The organism is Pseudomonas sp. IPO3747 (assembly GCF_013385245.1).
GTDB classification, from domain to species: domain Bacteria; phylum Pseudomonadota; class Gammaproteobacteria; order Pseudomonadales; family Pseudomonadaceae; genus Aquipseudomonas; species Aquipseudomonas edaphica.
In genome coordinates this window covers 69,260-87,588 of record NZ_JACAQL010000001.1, presented here as the reverse complement: position 1 = coordinate 87,588, position 18,329 = coordinate 69,260, and the positions used below count along the sequence as shown (strand labels likewise).

General features: G+C 62.2%; 2 protein-coding genes. Both read left to right on the top strand.

Annotation, left to right across the window (positions count from 1 at the left end):
- Window positions 1-3 precede the first annotated feature (3 nt).
- Window positions 4-7,785, top strand: coding sequence for a non-ribosomal peptide synthetase (locus tag HX790_RS00295; protein WP_176991088.1), 7,782 nt, complete (start codon window positions 4-6; stop codon window positions 7,783-7,785).
- 10 nt (window positions 7,786-7,795) lie between these two features.
- Entirely contained in the window at window positions 7,796-18,202 is a 10,407-nt protein-coding gene (locus tag HX790_RS00290) for an amino acid adenylation domain-containing protein (protein ID WP_370589357.1), read from the top strand.
- The last annotated feature ends 127 nt before the right edge of the window (window positions 18,203-18,329 follow it).

Sequence of the window (18,329 nt, the reverse complement as noted above, 5' to 3'; positions counted from 1 at the left end):
ACCATGCTTTCCAACCCTAATATCGATCTGGTTTCGCGCTTTCTTCGCCTGCCTCTGGAACAGCGTCAACAGTTCTACCAACGCCTGCAAAGCCGTGGCATGAGTTTCGCGCAACTGCCGATCGCCTCGATTCGCGAGGACGGCCAGCACGCACCGCTGTCTTATGCCCAGGAGCGCCAGTGGTTTCTCTGGCAACTGGACCCGGACAGCGCGGCCTATCACGTCCCCGGCGCCTTGCGCCTGAGCGGGCGCCTGGACAAGGCCGCGCTGCAGCGCAGCTTCGACACGCTGGTGACACGCCATGAAAGCCTGCGCACCCGTTTGCACCTGGAGGGCGAGCAGCGTGCCCAGCAAGTGTTGGCCCAGGCTGTGATCGAGATTGACGAAAGCTCGGTCGACGAGGCCCGGCTCAAGGCGTACGTCGAAGCTGAAATCGCCCGGCCTTTCGATTTGCAGCAAGGTCCATTATTGCGGGTCAGCTTGCTCGGCCTGAGCGAAGAAGAGCATGTGCTGGTGCTGGTTCAGCACCATATCGTCTCTGACGGTTGGTCGATGGGCGTGATGGTGCAAGAGCTGATGCAGCTTTATGCCGCCTACAGCCAGGGCCAGGAGTGCACGTTGGCACCGCTGCCGATCCAGTATGCCGATTACGCGTTGTGGCAACGCCGCTGGATGGAGGCGGGGGAGAAGGCCCGTCAACTGGATTACTGGCGTGAGCTGCTCAGTGGCACGCAGCCGGTGCTGGAACTGCCGCTCGATCACCCGCGCCCGGCACAGCAGAGTTTCCTTGGCGCACGCCAGGACATTGCCCTGGAACCCGCCCTGGTCGCCGGTCTCAAGGCCTTGGCCCAGCGCGAAGGGGTGACGCTATTCATGCTGCTGTTGGCGTCGTTTCAGGTATTTCTGTATCGCTACAGCGGGCAGTCGGACATTCGCGTCGGCGTGCCGATCGCCAATCGCAACCGCGTCGAGACCGAATCGCTGATCGGCTTTTTCGTCAACACGCAGGTGCTCAAGGCCGATCTCGACGGCCAGATGACCTTCGCCCAGCTGCTGCAACACACCAAGCGCCGCGCGTTGGAAGCCCAGGCCCATCAGGATTTGCCCTTCGAGCAACTGGTCGAAGCGCTGCAACCCGAACGCAGCCTTAGCCATAACCCGCTGTTTCAGGTGATGTTCAATCACCAGGCCAAGACCCCATCCGCAGAGCAGCAACTGCCGGGCCTGCGTGTGGCCAGCCTCGAACTGGAAACCCAAAGCGCCCAGTTTGACCTGAGCCTGGATACCCAGGAGAGCGGCGACGGCCTCTGGGCCTCCCTGACCTATGCCACCGACTTGTTCAGCGCGGCGACGGCCTCTCGCATGCTGGGCCATTGGCTGAACCTGTTACGCGCCGCCGTGGCCAACCCTGCATTGGCCTTGCAGGACCTGGCCATGCTGGATACCACGGAGCGCCAACAACTCCTCTACCAGTGGAATGCCACCGAGCGCGCCTACCCGCAAGGCCAGTGGGTGCATCAGTCGATTGAAGCGCAGGTGCTGGCGCAACAGGATGCACCGGCATTGCGCTTTGGTGACGTGTCGCTGAGTTACGCCGAGCTGAACCAGCGCGCCAATCGCCTGGCCCATCGCTTGATCGAAGCCGGCGTTGGCCCGGATTCGCTGGTGGGGCTGGCCGTGGAGCGCTCCATCGAGATGGTGGTGGGGCTGCTGGCCGTGCTCAAGGCCGGTGGCGCCTATGTGCCGCTGGACCCGGAATACCCGCGTGAGCGCCTGGCCTACATGCTTGAAGACAGCGGCGTGAAGCTGCTGCTGACTCAGGCGCATTTGCTCGAACAGTTGCCGATCCCACAAGGATTGGAAACCCTGGTGCTGGGTGAGTCCGGCTTCGACAGCTACAGCGACGCAAACCCGGATATCACGCTGGACGGCGAAAACCTCGCCTACATGATCTACACCTCCGGCTCCACCGGCCAACCCAAAGGCGCCGGCAACCGCCATTCAGCGCTGCTCAATCGCCTGCAATGGATGCAGGAGGCCTATGGCCTGGGCGCCAGCGACAGCGTGCTGCAAAAGACCCCGTTCAGCTTCGACGTGTCGGTGTGGGAGTTCTTCTGGCCACTGATAACCGGCGCGCGCCTGGTCGTTGCAGCACCGGGCGATCACCGTGATCCGGCCCGGTTGGTCAGCCTGATCACTGCCGAACAGATCACCACGCTGCACTTTGTACCCTCGATGTTGCAGGCGTTCCTGCAAGACCCGGCGGTTTCGACCTGCCACAGCGTGCAGCGCATCGTGTGCAGCGGCGAGGCGCTGCCGGTGGATGCGCAACAGCAAGTCATGGCCAAACTGCCGCAAGCCGGGCTCTATAACCTCTACGGTCCAACCGAAGCCGCCATCGACGTGACCCACTGGACCTGTGTCGATGAAGGGCGTGACGCCGTGCCGATTGGTCGCCCGATTGCCAATCTGGGCTGCTACATCCTCGACAGCCATTTCGAACCGGTACCGATTGGCGTGCTGGGCGAGCTTTACCTGGGCGGTGTCGGCCTGGCCCGAGGTTATCACCGACGTCCTGCATTGACCGCCGAGCGTTTTATCGCCCATCCCTTTGTCAGCGGTGAGCGTCTGTACCGCAGCGGCGACCTGGCGCGGTATCGCGCAGACGGCGTGATTGAATATGCCGGGCGTGCCGATCATCAGGTCAAGTTGCGTGGCCTGCGTATCGAATTGGGCGAAATCGAAGCGCGTTTGCTGGAACACGATTACGTCCGCGAAGCGGCCGTGTTGGCACCGGACAGTCAATACCTGGTGGGCTACCTGGTGCTGCAAAACGCAGCGGATGATTGGCGCGACGTGCTCAGCGCTCATCTGGCCGAAACCCTGCCGGATTACATGGTGCCCGCACAATGGATGCTGCTGGAGCAGATGCCGCTGAGCCCCAACGGCAAGCTTGACCGCAAGGCGCTGCCAAAGCCCGAAGCCACACAGCAATATGAAGCCCCGCAAAGCGCGCTGGAGCAGCAGATCGCCGCCATCTGGGCCGACGTGCTGGGCATCGAGCAGGTGGGGTTGAATGACAATTTCTTTGAGCGCGGAGGTGACTCGATCATCTCGATTCAGGTGGTCAGTCGCGCACGTGCCGCCGGTATTCATTTCACCGCCAAGGCGTTGTTCCAGCATCAAACCGTGCGCAGCCTCGCGCGGGTGGCGCAGTTGCAAACCGCGCGGGTGATCGACCAAGGTTCGGTGCAGGGTGAGACGCCGTTGCTGCCGTTCCAGCAGTTGTTCTTCGAGATGCAGCTGCCGGACCCGCATCACTGGAACCAGTCCTTCTTGCTGACGCCACGCCAAGCGCTTCAGGGCGATCGTCTGGAAGCCGCGTTGCAGGGCCTGATTGCTCACCACGATGTGTTGCGTTTGCGCTTCAGCCAGCACCTTGAGGGTTGGCAAGCCGAGCATGCTGCGGCTGGCACACAGGTACTGTGGCAAGCCAAGGTGGCAGATGCCAGCGAGTTGGCCGCGCTCTGCGAAAAAGCCCAGCGCAGCCTCGACCTGCAACAGGGGCCATTGCTGCGTGCGGTACTGGTCGAGCTGGCAGACGGTTCCCAGCGCCTGTTGCTGGTAATGCACCACTTGGTGGTGGACGGCGTGTCCTGGCGGGTGTTCCTTGAAGACCTGCAAGCGCTGTATCGCGAACAAAAATTGCCGGCCAAGACCTCTTCATTCAAAGCCTGGGCCGAGCGCTTGCAAGCCCACGCCCGTAGCGCTGCGATGGCGTCCGAGCAAGCCTTTTGGCAGCAACAGCTGCAAGGTGCGGCCACCGACTTGCCGTGCCGTGACCCGCAAGGCGCGCGTCCCGGGCGACTGGCCGAGACTGTGGTCAGCCAACTGGATGCCGAACGCACCCGGCAATTGCTGCAACAGGCGCCGACGGCCTACCGCACTCAGATCAACGACCTGCTGCTCACGGCCCTGGCTCGGGTGATCTGCCAGTGGACGGGTCACGCCTCGAGCCTGATCCAGCTGGAGGGCCATGGCCGTGAAGACCTGTTTGACGACATTGACCTGACGCGCACCCTGGGCTGGTTCACCAGCCTGTTTCCGGTGCGCCTGACCCCCGACGTGTCCCTGGCGGTTTCGATCAAACAGATCAAGGAGCAATTGCGCAGCGTGCCGCATAAAGGCTTGGGTTTTGGCGCTTTGCGTTACCTGGGCGATGACGCCACACGTGAGGCGTTCAGTGCTTTGCCAGCGCCGCGCATCACCTTCAACTACCTGGGCCAGGTTGACGGCAGTTTCGACCAACCGGACACCCTGTTCGCGCCCGCCGCAGAAAGTGCCGGTGCCGAACAAAGCCCGGATGCGCCGCTGGGTAACTGGCTGACGCTCAACGGCCAAGTCTATGGCGGCGAACTGCAACTGGGCTGGACGTTCAGCCCGCTGATGTTCGACCCCGCGGTGATCGAAACGCTGAGCGCGGCCTACACCCGCGAACTCAACGCGCTGATAGAACATTGCTGCACGCCCGGCAATGGCGGTGTGACCGCCTCGGATTTCCCGTTATCGCGCTTGAACCAATCGCAGCTGGAGTCGTTGCCGCTGGCGTTCGATGCCGTAGAAGACATCTACACCTTGTCGCCCATGCAGCAAGGCATGCTCTTTCACACCCTCTATGAGCAGACGGCGGGCGAATACATCAACCAGATTCGCGTGACGGCGCAAGGCCTGGACGTGGCGCGCTTCCAGCACGCCTGGGATGCCACGGTGCAGGCCCATGACGTGCTGCGCAGCGGGTTCTTCTGGGAAGGCCGGCTGGAATGGCCATGCCAGGTGGTATACCGCGAAGCGCGGCTGCCGATTCAGGTTCTGGACTGGCGCGCCATGCCGGAGCGCGAACTGGAACTGCGCAACCTGCAACAGGCCCAGCGCCGCCAGGGTTTTGACCTGGCCAAGGCGCCACTGGTGCGGCTGGTACTGGTGCGCACCGATGAGCAGTGCTACGAGTTGATCTACACCAGCCATCACATCCTGATGGACGGCTGGAGCAATTCGCGACTGTTCGGCGAAGTGCTGCAACGCTATGCCGGTGTGGCAGTGCCGGAAGCGGCCGGGCGCTATCGCGATTACATCGGTTGGCTGCAACAGCGTGATGCCGCTGCGACTGAAGCCTTCTGGCGTGAGCAATTGAGTGCATTGCAAACCCCGACACGGCTGGGCAGCAGCCAACCGATGGCGGTGCAAGGGCATGGCGAGTATCAACTGGCGCTTGATCGCACACTCACGACTCAACTTGAGTCGTTCGCCCGAAGCCACAAAGTCACGCTCAATACTTTGATCCAGGCGGCGTGGCTGATTCTGTTGCAGCGTCACAGCGGCCAGGCGGTAGTGGCTTTCGGTGCTACCGTGGCTGGGCGCCCGGCGGAGCTTGCGGGCGTTGAGCAGCAGATCGGTCTGTTCATCAATACCTTGCCGGTGATCTGCGCGGTCGAGGGGCAGGTGTCAGTGGCCGACTGGTTGCAAGCCGTGCAGGCGCAAAACCTGGCCTTGCGTGAGCATGAACACACTGGCCTGTATGACATTCAGCGCTGGGCCGGGCAGGGCGGTGAAGCCTTGTTCGACAATATCCTGGTGTTCGAAAACTACCCGGTGTCCAAAGCCCTGGCGCAAAGCGGCGGCAGCGGCATTCGGTTTGGCGAGCCCCATGCCCATGAACAAACCAACTTCCCGCTGACGGTGCTGGTGGATCTGGGCGAAACGCTGTCGGTGCAGTTCAGCTTTGCCCGCGCGCATTTCCATGAAGACCGGGTGCAAGGCTACGGCCGGCATCTGGTCAACCTGCTGCAAGCGATGCTTGAGGGCGGGCAGCAACGCCTGGGTGAGCTGGCGATGCTCGACGCCACTGAGCGCCAACAGGTGATTGAGGACTGGAACGCCACATCCCGCGATTACCCGTTGCAGCACACCGTGCATCAACTGATTGAAGCGCAGGTTGCGCTCACGCCAGAGGCACCGGCACTGGTGTTTGGCGAGCAACGCTTGAATTACGCTGAGCTGAACCGCCGCGCCAATCGCCTGGCCCATCGTCTGATCGAGGCGGGCGTGGGGCCGGACACACTGGTGGGGCTGGCGGTGGAGCGTTCCATCGAGATGGTGATCGGCCTGCTGGCAGTGCTAAAGGCCGGTGGCGCGTATGTGCCGCTGGACCCGGAATATCCGCGTGAGCGCCTGGCCTACATGCTTGAAGACAGTGGCGTGAAGCTGCTGCTCACTCAGGCGCATCTACTCGGTCAGTTGCCGATTCCACACGGCCTGGAAACGCTGGTACTTGGCGAGACTGGATTCGAAGACTTTAGCGCAGAGAATCCGGGTATTGCTCTGGACGGCGAAAACCTCGCCTACGTGATCTACACCTCCGGTTCCACCGGCCAGCCCAAAGGCGCCGGCAATCGTCATGCGGCCCTGACCAACCGCCTGCAATGGATGCAGGAAGCCTACGGCCTGGATGTCAGCGACAGCGTGCTGCAAAAGACCCCGTTCAGCTTTGATGTGTCGGTGTGGGAGTTCTTCTGGCCACTGATGACCGGCGCACGCCTGGTCGTTGCTGCGCCCGGCGATCACCGTGATCCGGCCAGGCTGGTCAGCCTGATCAATGCCGAACAGGTCACCACGCTGCACTTTGTACCCTCGATGTTGCAGGCATTCCTGCAAGACCCGACCGTCGCGACCTGCCACACCTTGCACCGCATTGTGTGCAGCGGCGAGGCGTTGCCGGTGGATGCGCAACAGCAGGTCTTCGCCAAACTACCGCAAGCCGGGTTGTATAACCTTTACGGTCCGACCGAGGCCGCCATCGACGTGACCCACTGGACCTGCATCAATGAAGGTCGCGATGCGGTGCCGATTGGTCGCCCGATTGCCAACCTGGGCTGCTACATCCTCGACGGTAACTTTGAGCCGGCGCCGGTGGGCGTGTTGGGCGAGCTGTACCTGGGCGGTGTCGGCCTGGCCCGGGGTTACCATCGCCGCCCGGCATTGACCGCCGAGCGCTTCATTGCCAACCCCTTTATCGACGGTGAGCGCCTGTATCGCACCGGCGACCTGGCGCGCTATCGCGACGACGGCGTGATCGAGTACGCCGGGCGTATCGACCATCAAGTCAAGTTGCGTGGCTTGCGTATCGAGTTGGGTGAAATCGAAGCGCGCCTGCTCGAACACGAGTGGGTGCGTGAAGCCGCGGTGTTGGCCGTCGACGGCAAATACCTGGTGGGCTACCTGGTGTTGCAAAACGCCGCCGACGACTGGCGCGACGTGTTGAGCGCGCACTTGGCCCAACACCTGCCGGACTACATGGTGCCCGCGCTATGGATGCTGCTGGAACAGATGCCCCTGAGCCCCAACGGCAAGCTTGACCGCAAGGCGCTGCCGAAGGTGGACGCCAACCTGCAGGCGCGCGAATACGCGGCGCCGCGCAGCGACCTGGAACAACAGATCGCCGCAATCTGGGCCGAAGTACTCGACGTGCAACGGGTGGGCTTGAACGACAACTTCTTCGAGTTGGGCGGGCATTCCCTGTTGGCGACCCAAGTGGTGGTGCGCCTGCGCGAGCAGTTGCACGCCGAATTCGACGTCAAATCGATCTTCACCACCCCGACCCTGGCGGATTTCAGTGCCTATGTCGCCACCCGGCAAACAAATAATTCACCGGTGCAGGACGCATTGGCTAAATCCTTGGAGGCCCTCAAACGTCTATCAGCAGAAGATTTGGATAAATTGATTTCCTGAGGGGCGTGGCGTGCAAGCATTAATCGAGTCGGTAGGTTCACTTTCTGCGCAACAAAAGAAAGCGTTGGCGGTAATGCTCAAGCAGCAAGGCATCAACCTGTTTGAGATTGCCCCGGTTTTCAAGCGTCAGGAAGGCGAGCCGCTGCGACTCTCTTATGCCCAGGAGCGGCAGTGGTTTTTGTGGCAGTTGGAGCCGCAGAGCCCTGCCTACCATTTGCCACGTGCGTTGCGGTTGAAAGGTCGACTTGATCGATCGGCCTTGCAGCGCAGCTTTGATGCCTTGATTGCCCGTCACGAAAGTTTGCGCACCTGCCTGCATCAAGACGTCGATCAGGTATTACAGGTGGTGAAGCCTGAGCTGCACCTTGAGATCGCTGAGGGTGTGGGTGAGCGCACGCAACTCGAAGCTCAAGTGCAAGCCGAAGTCGCCGAACCCTTCGATCTGCAACAAGGCCCGCTGTTGCGGGTGAAGTTACTGCAGCTGGCACCGGATGAGCATGTGCTGGTGCTGGTGCTGCACCACATTGTCTCCGACGGCTGGTCGATGCAGGTCATGGTCGATGAGCTGGTGCAGTTGTACGTGGGCTACAGCCAGGGCCAGGATGTGCGTTTGCCTGAGTTGCCGGTTCAATACCCCGACTACGCCTTGTGGCAGCGCAGTTGGATGGAAGCCGGCGAAAAAGAGCGCCAGTTGGGTTATTGGGTTGAGCGGTTGGGCGGTGAGCAACCGGTATTGGAGTTGCCCCTGGATCATCCGCGCCCGCCGGTGCAAAGCTATCGCGGCGCGCGTCTGGACATGGACCTGGACGCGGTGTTGGTCAGCCGCCTCAAGGCGCTGGCTCAACGCGAAGGTGTGACGTTGTTCATGCTGTTGCTGGCGTCCTTCCAGACGCTGTTGTATCGCTACAGCGGGCAGTCGGATATCCGCGTCGGAGTGCCGATCGCCAACCGTAATCGCGCAGAAACCGAGCGCCTTATCGGCTTCTTCGTCAATACCCAGGTGTTCAAGGCTGATATCGACGGGCAGATGCCCTTTAGTCAGTTGCTGGCCCAGGTCAAGCAGCGCGCACTCGAAGCCCAGAGCCATCAGGATCTGCCGTTCGAGCAGCTTGTCGAGGCGCTGCAACCGGAGCGCAGCCTGAGCCATAACCCGTTGTTCCAGGTGATGTTCAACCACCAGACCGAAGCCCATAAGTCGCGGGGCGAGCTACAATTGCCGGGCCTGGCACTTGAGGCGCTGGAGTGGGGCAGCCAGAGTGCACAGTTCGACCTTAGCCTGGATACTCAAGAATCTCCGCAAGGTATCCGGGCTTCGCTGACCTACGCCACGGACCTGTTTGAGGCGCCCACTGTGCAGCGCATGGCCGAGCATTGGCAGCGTTTGCTGCGCGCTATTGTCGGGCGTGCGGACACCCGTGTGGCGCAGTTGGCCATGCTGATCGATGCAGAACAGCGTGATTTGCTGTACGCCTGGAACCAGGGTGGCCCCGTGTTCGAGGCGGCGGCAGGCGTTCACGGGTTGTTCGAGGTCCAGGTGCAGCAGCGCCCGGAGGCAGTTGCGCTGTGCCTGGACGAACACACCATCAGCTATGCCGAGTTGAATCGCCAGGCCAATCGCCTGGCACATGCGCTGATTGAGCGCGGTGTCGGCCCGGAAGTGCGGGTGGGTGTGGCAGTCGAGCGCTCGTTCGAGATGGTGGTTGGCTTGTTGGCCGTGCTTAAGGCGGGCGGCGCCTATGTGCCGCTGGATCCGCAATACCCGCGTGAACGCTTGCTGCACATGCTTGAGGACAGCGGTGTGCGTTTGGTGCTGACGCAATCCCATGTGCCGATGCCGCTGCCCGAAGGCATGGCGACGTTGGATGTGGCGGATTCGGGGCTGGCCCACTACGGCGAGAGCAACCCGCTGGTCAAGGTCGACAAACACAACCTGGCTTACGTGATCTACACCTCCGGTTCCACCGGCAAGCCCAAAGGTGTGGCGATCAATCATGCGGCGCTGACTGAGTTTTCCCGGATGGCCGCCGATTACTCGCGCCTGACCCAGGATGACCGCGTACTGCAATTCGCTACCTTGAATTTCGACGGTTTCGTCGAGCAGCTCTACCCGGCGCTGACCCACGGCGCGACGGTGGTCCTGCGCGGGCCGCAGCTGTGGGACAGCGCTCGGCTGTACGACGAAATCATCGCCCAAGGCATCACCCTGGCCGACTTGCCCACCGCTTACTGGAACCTGTTCCTGCTCGATTGCCTGGCGGCGGGGCCTCGATCCTATGGCGCGCTTCGCCAGGTGCACATCGGTGGCGAAGCCATGCCACTGGACGGCCCGGCGCAGTGGGTGAAAGCCGGTCTTGGCCATGTACGCTTGCTCAATACCTATGGCCCCACAGAAGCGACCGTGGTGTCGAGTGTGCTGGACTGCTCAGCGGCTGCTGAAATCGTCGGTGCCACCGCCAGCCCGATTGGCCGTTCCTTGCCAGGGCGCGCCCTTTACGTGCTGGACCGTGACTTGAACCTGACGCCGTTGGGGGCGGTGGGCGAGTTGTACATCGGCAGCCGCTGCGGTTTGGCGCGCGCCTATTTGAACCGCGCGCTGCTCACGGCTGAGCGCTTTGTGCCGGACCCGTTCGGCGAAATCGGCGAGCGCCTGTATCGCACCGGTGACCTGGCACGCTATCGCGCCGATGGCGTCATCGAGTATGTCGGGCGGGTCGATCATCAAGTCAAGATCCGCGGTTTTCGTATCGAGCTGGGTGAAATCGAGGCGCTGTTGTTGGCTCAGCCCTGCGTGCGCGAAACACTGGTGCTGGCCGTCGACAATCAATTGGTCGCCTATCTGGTTGCCGAGCAGCAAGACGCCGCAACCCTCAAGCTGACGCTGCGCGAACAACTGCCGGATTATATGGTGCCGACCCACATCATCTTCCTTGACCGCATGCCGCTGAACCCCAACGGCAAGCTGGATCGTCACGCGCTGCCCAAACCCGACGCCAACCAATCGCAGCAGGCATGGGTGGCACCGGTGACTGAGCTGGAGCAGCAGGTCGCTGCCGTATGGGCGCAAATCCTGGGTGCCGAGCGGGTAGGGTTGACCGACCACTTCTTTGAGATGGGCGGGCATTCGCTGTTGGCCATGCAGGTGGTATCACGCTTGCGTCATACGCTGGGGCGCGAAGTACCGCTCAAGCTGGTGTTCGAGCAGCCACGCCTGGAAGGATTTGCTGGCGCTTTGCACGCGCTGGATGGTGGCCTGGGTGAGCAGGCGCCGGCACTGGTGGCGGTCGGTCGTGACCAGCCGTTGCCACTGTCCTATGCCCAGGAGCGCCAGTGGTTCCTTTGGCAACTGGCCCCGGACAGCGCCGCCTACCATATCCCCAGTGCCTTGCGCCTCAGGGGGCGGCTGGACACGGCGGCGTTGCAGCGCAGTTTCGATGAGTTGGTCGCTCGCCATGAAAGCCTGCGCACCTGCGTCGAACAGCACGCGGAGGGGGCGCGGCAAGTTATCCGTGCGCAGGTGGTGTTGCCTGTCCAGTGCGTTGACGTGCAAGAAGCTGATCTGCAAGCGCAAGTCGAAGCCGAAATCGCCCGCCCGTTCAATCTGCAACGCGGGCCGTTGCTGCGCGTGACCTTAATGCGTGTGGCGCAGGACGATCATGTGTTGGTGCTGGTGCAGCATCACATCGTTTCTGACGGTTGGTCGATGCAAGTCATGATCGACGAACTGGTGCAGCTCTATGCCGCGTTCAGCCAGGGCCAGGCTGTGCAGTTGCCGGTGATGCCGATCCAGTACGCCGACTTTGCCGTGTGGCAGCGTACGTGGATGGAGGCGGGTGAAAAGTCCCGCCAGCTGGATTACTGGCGTGACTTGCTCGGTGGCGAGCAGCCGGTGCTGGAGTTGCCGTTCGACCATCAACGCCCAGCGCAGCAAAGCCATCGCGGCGCGCGCCTGGATGTACCGTTGCCTGCCAGCCTGGCGCAAGGTCTTAAAGCCCTGGCACAAGCGCAGGGCGTGACGATGTTCATGTTACTGCTGGCCTCGTTCCAGACGTTGCTGCACCGCTACAGCGGCCAGCAAGACATTCGCGTAGGCGTGCCGATCGCGAATCGCAACCGTGTGGAAACCGAGCGTCTGATCGGCTTTTTCGTCAACACTCAGGTACTCAAGGCCGATATCGACGGGCACATGACGGTTGCCGAGTTGCTGGTCCAGGTCAAGCAGCGTGCGCTGGAGGCCCAGGCCCATCAGGACCTGCCGTTCGAGCAATTGGTCGAAGCCCTGCAACCCGAGCGTAGCCTGAGCCTGAACCCGCTGTTCCAGGTGATGTTCAACTATCAGAGTGAGGGTCACCTGGGGGCGCAAGCACTGACGGATTTGCGCATCGAAGGCCTGGAGTGGGAACGCCGTACCGCGCATTTTGATCTCGACATGGATGTGCATGAAAGTACAGAAGGGCTGTGGGCCTCGCTGGGCTATGCCACCGACCTGTTTGAAGCCGTCACCATTGAGCGGATGGTCCGCCATTGGCAGAACCTGTTGCAGGCGATGGTGGCCGATCAACAACAGAATATCGGCCAGTTGCACTTGTTGGACAGCGACGAGCAGCAGCACATCCTGCAACTGTGGAACCGCACCGATTCCGGCTTCTGCGCCAAACGTCTGGTGCACGAGCTGTTCGCCGATCGCGCACGGGAGAACCCGGATGCGGTGGCGGTCAAGTTTGATACCCAAACCCTGACTTATGGCGAGCTGGACAGCCAGGCCAACCGCCTGGCCCATGCGCTGATCGCACGTGGCGTCGGCCCGGAAGTGCGGGTGGCGATTGCCATGCCGCGCAGCGCGCAAATCATGGTGGCGTTCCTCGCGGTGATGAAAGCCGGTGGCGTGTATGTGCCGCTGGACATCGAATACCCGCGTGATCGTTTGCTGTACATGATGCAAGACAGCCGCGCGAAATTGCTGCTGAGCCACAGCAGTGCCTTGGCGCAATTGCCGCTCGCCGCTGGCCTGGACACCTTGGCCATCGACCGCACCGAGGACTGGACGGGCTACAGCGACACGGCGCCAAGCGTCAATTTGGACGGCGACAACCTCGCCTACGTGATCTACACCTCCGGCTCCACCGGCATGCCCAAAGGCGTGGCGGTTTCCCACGGGCCGTTGGTGGCGCACATCATCGCCACCGGCGAGCGTTATGAAACCGGCCCGGCCGATTGCGAACTGCATTTCATGTCCTTCGCCTTCGATGGTTCCCATGAAGGCTGGATGCACCCGCTGATCAACGGCGCCAGCGTACTGATCCGCGACGACAGCCTGTGGCTGCCGGAATACACCTACGCGCAAATGCACCGTCACCACGTGACCATGGCCGTGTTCCCGCCGGTGTACCTGCAACAGTTGGCCGAGCATGCCGAGCGCGATGGCAACCCGCCCAATGTGCGCGTGTACTGCTTCGGCGGCGATGCGGTGGCGCAGGCCAGTTACGACCTGGCGTGGCGCGCACTGAAACCGACCTACTTGTTCAACGGCTACGGCCCGACCGAAACCGTGGTCACGCCGCTGCTGTGGAAAGCCCGTCGCGGCGATCCGTGCGGCGCGGTCTATGCGCCGATCGGCACACTGTTGGGCAACCGCAGCGGCTACGTGCTGGACTCACAACTCAACCTGCAACCCATCGGCGTGGCTGGTGAGCTGTACCTGGGCGGCGAAGGCGTGGCGCGTGGTTATCTGGAGCGCCCGGCGCTTACCGCCGAACGTTTTGTGCCGGACCCGTTCGGCAAGCCCGGCAGCCGCGTTTACCGCAGCGGCGACCTGACCCGTGGCCGTGCGGACGGCGTGGTGGATTACCTGGGGCGTGTCGATCACCAAGTGAAAATCCGTGGTTTCCGTATTGAGCTGGGTGAAATCGAGGCGCGCCTGCGTGAGCAGCAGGCGGTTGGTGAAACGGTCGTCGTGGCCCAGGAAAGTCCGAGCGGCAAGCAGTTGGTGGCGTACGTCGTGCCCGCTGAGCCCGTGACCGACCCGGTCGCATTCCGTGAAGCCTTGCGTCGCGCCCTGAAAATCTGCCTGCCTGACTATATGGTGCCTGCGCACATCATGTTCCTGGACCAAATGCCGCTGACGCCCAACGGCAAGCTCGACCGTAAGGGGCTGCCACAGCCGGACGCGGCGCAGTCGCAAGGCGTGTGGGTTGAACCGGTTACGCCATTGCAACAGCAGGTCGCGGCGATTTGGGCCCAGGTGCTGGGCGCTGCGCGCATTGGCCTGACGGACCACTTCTTCGAGTTGGGCGGCCACTCGTTGCTGGCCATGCAGGTGATTTCTCGAGTGCGCCAGTTGCTTGGACGCGAGGTGCCACTGCGCACCTTGTTTGAGCAGCCGCAACTGCAGGGTTTTGTGCTGGCACTGCACGCCGCTGAAGAGGACTTGGCGCCGCCAATGCGGGCGATAGGGCGGGATCAGCCGTTAGTGCTGTCCTTTGCCCAGGAGCGACAGTGGTTTCTTTGGCAGCTGGACCCGCAAAGCGCCGCTTACCACATCCCGAGCATTCTGCGCCTGAGCGGCCGCCTTGATCTGCATGCCTTGCAGTGCAGCTTTGATCGCTTGGTGGCGCGACATGAAAGCTTGCGCACTCGCATCAATCAGCAGGATGAGCGCACGGTGCAGGTGGTTTTGCCTGCCGAACCGTTGTCAATCATGCGAGGCGATGCCACTGAGCAGACACTGCAGCAGCAGGTAGAAGCCGAAATTGCCAAGCCTTTCGACCTGCAGCAAGGGCCGCTGCTGCGCGTCACCTTGTTGCGCCTGGCCGAAGATGAGCACGTGCTGGTGCTGGTGCAGCACCATATCGTTTCCGATGGCTGGTCGATGCAGGTGATGGTCGACGAACTGGTGCAGTTGTATAGCGCCTACCGCCAGGGCGAGGTCGCGCAGTTGCCGGCGCTGGCGTTGCAATATGCCGATTACGCACACTGGCAACGCGAGTGGATGGCGGCGGGTGAGCGCGAGCGTCAGTTGGCGTATTGGCGCGAGCTGCTGGGCGGCGAGCAACCGGTGTTGGAGCTGCCCACCGCGCACGCGCGCCCGGCGGTGCAAAGCTATCGCGGTGCCAGCCTGGAGCTTGAGTTGCCGACGCCGCTCGCCGAAGGGCTTAACGCTTTGGCGCAGCGTGAGGGCGTGACATTGTTCATGCTGTTGCTGGCGTCTTTTCAGGGTTTGTTGTACCGCTACAGTGGCCAGCACGACATCCGTGTCGGGGTGCCGATCGCCAACCGCAACCGGGTTGAGGTCGAGCGGTTGGTCGGCTTCTTTGTCAACACGCAGGTACTCAAGGCCGACGTGGACGAGCAGATCACCGTTACCCAACTGTTGCAGCAGGCCAAACACCGCAGCCTGGATGCGCAGAGCCATCAGGACCTGCCCTTCGAGCAACTGGTCGAAGCCTTGCAACCGGAGCGCAGCCTGAGCCATAACCCGTTGTTCCAGGTGTTGTTCAACCATCAGAGCGAGGCGGGGTTGGCTACCCGCGGCCGTCAGTTGCCCGATTTGCGGGTAGAGGGCCTGGATTGGGGTAGCCAGACCGCGCAGTTCGACCTGAGCCTGGACACCCAGGCCACCGCGCAGGGTATCTGGGCCACCCTGACCTATGCGACCGACCTGTTCGAACCAGCCATGCTCACGCGCATGCTGGGGCACTGGCAAAATCTGTTGCAAGGCATGCTCGACGACCCGCAACAGCGCGTCAGCCAGTTGCCGCTGTTGGGCGACGCCGAGGAACGTAGCGCGCTGCAAGACTGGAACGCCACCGCGCGTGACTACCCGCAGCAGCCAGTGCATCAGTTGATTGAAGCGCAGGTCGAACTCACGCCGGATGCCGAGGCGCTGGTGTTTACCGGGCAGCGCTTGACGTACACCCAACTTAATCGGCGGGCCAACCGCCTGGCCCATCGCCTGATGGACGCCGGTGTCGGCCCCGACGTGTTGGTGGGGCTGGCCGTGGAGCGTTCGATAGACATGGTCGTCGGCCTGTTGGCGGTACTCAAGGCCGGTGGCGCTTATGTGCCGCTCGATCCGGAATACCCACGCGAGCGACTGGCCTACATGCTGGAAGACAGCGGCGTGAGTATGTTGCTGACCCAGGCCCATCTGCTGAGTCGATTGCCGATTCCACACGGAGTGGACACGCTGGTGTTGGGCGAGGCCGATGTCGACAGTTACAGCGAAGCCAATCCCATTAGCGTGCTGAGCGGCGAAAACCTCGCCTATGTGATCTACACCTCCGGCTCCACCGGCCAGCCCAAAGGTGCGGGCAACCGCCATTGTGCGCTGACCAACCGCCTGTGCTGGATGCAGGAAGCCTACGGGTTGAACGCCCGTGACACGGTGCTGCAAAAGACCCCGTTCAGCTTCGACGTGTCGGTGTGGGAGTTCTTCTGGCCGCTGATGACAGGCGCACGCCTGGTAGTGGCTGCGCCGGGTGATCACCGCGACCCGGCCAGGCTGGTAGCGTTGATCAACGCCGAACAGGTCACTACGCTGCACTTTGTGCCGTCGATGCTGCAGGCTTTCCTGCAAGACCCGGCCGTTGCTTCCTGCCACTCCTTGCAACGCATTGTGTGCAGCGGCGAAGCGCTGCCGGTGGATGCGCAACAGCAGGTATTGCGCAAGTTGCCGCAAGCCGCGTTGTACAACCTGTATGGCCCGACCGAAGCCGCCATCGACGTGACCCACTGGACCTGCTTCGACGAAGGGCGTGACACGGTGCCCATTGGACAGCCGATCGCCAACCTGTGCACCTATGTGCTGGACGCACAACTGCAAGCGACCGCTGTGGGTGTGGCCGGTGAGTTGTACCTGGGCGGTATCGGCTTGGCACGCGGTTATCATCGACGCCCTGGGCTCACCGCCGAACGGTTTGTTGCTTCACCGTTCGCGCCCGGAGCGCGCCTGTATCGTACCGGCGACCGCGTGCGTCAGCGTGCCGACGGGGTTATCGAATACCTTGGGCGCCTGGATCATCAGGTCAAACTGCGTGGCCTGCGCATTGAATTGGGTGAGATTGAAGCGCGTGTTCTTGAACATCCACAGGTGCAGGAAGCCTCGGTCCAGGTGGTTGATGGCAAGCACCTGGTGGGCTATCTGGTGTTGCTGGCGCCGAGCGAAACCTGGCGTGAATCCCTGGGCGCACACCTGTTGGCGCACTTGCCGGACTATATGGTGCCGGCGCAATGGGTGCTGCTGGCGCAAATGCCCCTGAGCCCGAATGGCAAGCTGGACCGCAAGGCGTTGCCCAAGCCTGATGCGCACGCGCAAGAACGCGTCTATCAGGCGCCGCAGACGCAGCTGGAGCAGCGCCTCGCGACGATTTTGGCCGAGGTCCTGGAGGTTGAACGCGTCGGGTTAAATGACAATTTCTTTGAGCTGGGTGGCCATTCGCTGTTGGTGTTGAGGCTCAAGGAGCGCATCCGCAAGGCGACCGGCACAGCGCTGTCGGTCAGCCAACTGATGCTTAACCCGACCATTGCGGGGCAGGTGGCCTGCCTGGGTGGTGAAACCCGCCACTCGCTGATCGTCAAACTCAACAGCCAGACCCAAGGCACGCCACTGTTCCTGTTCCACCCAAGCTTTGGTTCGGTGCATTGCTACAAGGCCATCGGCCTGGCACTGCGCGAACAACGGCCGGTGCTGGGGGTGATCAGTCGGGCGTTGGTCGAGGAGGGCAGTGACGTGCCCAACTGGCAATCAATGGTCGATGACTACACTGCGCAACTGCTCGATGCCGTACCCGAAGGCCCTTATCGCCTGGCCGGTTGGTCCCTGGGTGGCAACCTGGCCATGGAGGTCGCGTATGCGTTGGAACAGGCGGGGCGTGTGGTCGAGGTTGTCGGTTGGATCGATGCATCGCCGCCGCACTGGCTCAAGGTCTATTGGGACACGGCGGTGATGACCGATGACAGTGAAGTGCCGGTTAATCAGCGGCGTGTCGAGTTATTGCAGGTGATGTTTGCGCAGTCGAGCGCGTTGATTCAGGCAGCGTGGTTGCAAAGCCAGGCGCTCTCTGAAGACGAGGTGCAGCAATGGCAGGCGTTCAGCACGTGGGCCGAAGGCGCGCTTGGTGAGACCTATGTGGAGGTCAAGGCCAGCTTGCTTGAGGGCGACGAAGCGCAGATCTCCTGGGAACTCGACCGTGCTCTTGGCCAGAGTCTCAAGGACGCCGACTTCAAGCCGATCCAGGCACCGATCAATTGCTGGTGGGCCGCTGCGAGCCGGGCAGGGCAGCATCGTCAGTTAATTGAGGCAAGCATGGCGCAGGTTATGGGCCGGCCGTGTATTGAGCAGTCAGTACTGATCGACTCTACCCATGATCGAATCATCGATAACGCCGCGTTCGTGCAGAGCTTTGCTGATGCGATGAAGTAACCCCCCGTGTAAAAGAAACGCCCCTGGACCGATGGCCAGGGGCGTTTTTTTATCGGTGTTATTCGCCAAACGCCACGATTCAGCGGGCAACAAAAAGCCCCTGGTCATCAGCGATGACCAGGGGCAT

Bases quoted from the DNA above. Each gene is read 5' to 3' on its own strand.
- HX790_RS00295 (WP_176991088.1), top strand. From the start codon at position 4: ATGCTTTCCAACCCTAATATCGATCTGGTTTCGCGCTTTCTTCGCCTG.